Here is a 578-nt window from a genome sequence, read left to right on the forward strand (position 1 = left end):
AAGGCTTGAGGGTCTTTCTTAAACTGGCTCTTTTCTTTCGAAGACATGCCATTTAGCTTCTTTTGATAATAAGGACAGTCATTATTTTTGCACTTGAACACGTCAAAATCTTTTCGTTCTTTGACTTTCTCAAGGGTTTTGGAACAATGAGGACACTTCAAAATGGACTCCTTAGAATAGCGACTCTTATCATTGAAAAGACAGGAACACACCTTACATTGAAACTGTCCTTTGCCTCCATTATTTGCATAAAGATAATCCGATGGAGCACCACACTGAGGACAGCTCATAGATTTAGGCACGCTAGCTTTTGCATTTGAACGCCTTTGAACAGGTTTTAGGTGCTTACCGTGTTTCTCAAGAAATTCAGTAAGAAGACTTCGGTAATCAAGTTTTTGAATGGTTTGGATGATGGGAAGATCATCTACTTGAAGTTTACGATAAGGTTTATTCACAGGAGTTTCTTTAGGTTTTTCAAACATGCCCTTTCCAATAAGAAGGGTAAGTAATGTTCGAATTACCTGATCTTGATACTTGATAAATTCCATTAAATAAGTTAATAATTGAGGGTACAAACT

Annotated in this window: 1 pseudogene; it reads right to left on the reverse strand. The window is 36.7% G+C overall.

The window, feature by feature from the left end:
• A pseudogene (locus Q1B07_RS26740) lies at positions 1–482 on the reverse strand (transposase); the annotation flags it as partial.
• Positions 483–578: the final 96 nt, after the last annotated feature.

It is taken from the genome of uncultured Metabacillus sp. (genome assembly GCF_947503125.1).
Classification (GTDB): domain Bacteria; phylum Bacillota; class Bacilli; order Bacillales; family Bacillaceae; genus Metabacillus.